Genomic DNA, 1,108 nt, shown 5'->3' with positions numbered 1-1,108 from the left:
GTATTTTAGGACGAGACATGGTAACCAGCATTTTATAATGAATTTTTAAAAAGAGAATGCTTGGTGATAGAGAACTGATTGGTTGATTAATGCATGCCTGAGCGCATTTTGTCGGCGAGCGCAAAGAAGACAAAAACGACGAAACAGACTAGAGCAGCACACAGTGAAGTTAAGATGGTTGTGGCGTCTTTTGAAATCAATGGAATGGTGATAGAAGCTAGCGCTATCAACATAACAAGGATATGAACAATTCGACCCGGAATTGGATTTTTATGACAGAATGAAGCCCAGAGGTAACGCATTTTCAACACCAGTATAAAATTAGTGGTTTTATTCTATTTTCTTAGTGAGTATTTTGTAAATAACAATTGGTTACAATTGGTTGTAAATAAGATCTAAGTCGAATTAGTATTAAACCAGTTAAATAACAGCAGTTTATTGATCTTTTATTGAATTTTAACTTTCAAAATGAACATCATAATATTCCGTATTCTTTGGAATGCTAAGTCAAATATTATTCGAATTTTTGTTTTTTGACTTAAGATCTCATTTATTGAGTGTTCTGTTAAGAGACCGTTTGCGTACAGGTATTGGTGGCGTAACTATCAAGCGAATTAGAGTCATCCTAGAGCCTGTTATTCGTTTTATGTTATTTATCAAAGTGACTCCTCAAATTGAGAGCGAAGTAATCTTGTGAATTTTTCGGTTTGATATACTCAATATTCATTCGATAAAGATGATGGAGATGATATGTCGAAAACCGCGAAGATCATTAATGAAGATAAGCTGGTAAAAAAAGCAGTTGAAGTCGGTTTTAAGATGGCTAAGCTACAAGGTTTTGATTTGCCAAATTCATCCCAACCGATAAAGGTTAAAGCGGTGTACTTGTTCCTTGTTGAAGTCAATCAGATCACACCGTTACCGGACGATAAGCTTGATGGCGCGAACATCAAGAAGCGTTTAGCACTCTGGCTTCATAAGGCACTGCCGGACAATGACCCGCTGAAGTAAACTTGTATTACCTCATTTTTTATATTTGAAACCTAGCGATTTTTCGCTGGGTTTTTTGCTTTATGGAGCAGTAAAAATAGGTTCATCGCGGATTAGC

The 1,108-nt window shown here is 36.0% G+C and carries 2 protein-coding genes; one reads left to right on the top strand and one right to left on the bottom strand.

Annotated features, from left to right (window positions below):
* Positions 1 to 86: 86 nt before the first annotated feature.
* Complete coding sequence (locus AB4507_RS23015) at positions 87 to 302, bottom strand: hypothetical protein (RefSeq protein ID WP_029235681.1); 216 nt, start codon at positions 300 to 302, stop codon at positions 87 to 89.
* A gap of 448 nt (positions 303 to 750) precedes the next feature.
* Between AB4507_RS23015 and AB4507_RS23010 the strand changes: the two genes are divergently transcribed.
* Complete coding sequence (locus AB4507_RS23010) at positions 751 to 1,011, top strand: DUF5062 family protein (protein ID WP_017061084.1); 261 nt, start codon at positions 751 to 753, stop codon at positions 1,009 to 1,011.
* The last annotated feature ends 97 nt before the right edge of the window (positions 1,012 to 1,108 follow it).

The organism is Vibrio sp. 10N.222.54.A3 (assembly GCF_041474095.1).
In the GTDB taxonomy this organism is placed as follows: domain Bacteria; phylum Pseudomonadota; class Gammaproteobacteria; order Enterobacterales; family Vibrionaceae; genus Vibrio; species Vibrio crassostreae_C.
This window is presented reverse-complemented; position numbering and strand designations above follow the sequence as displayed.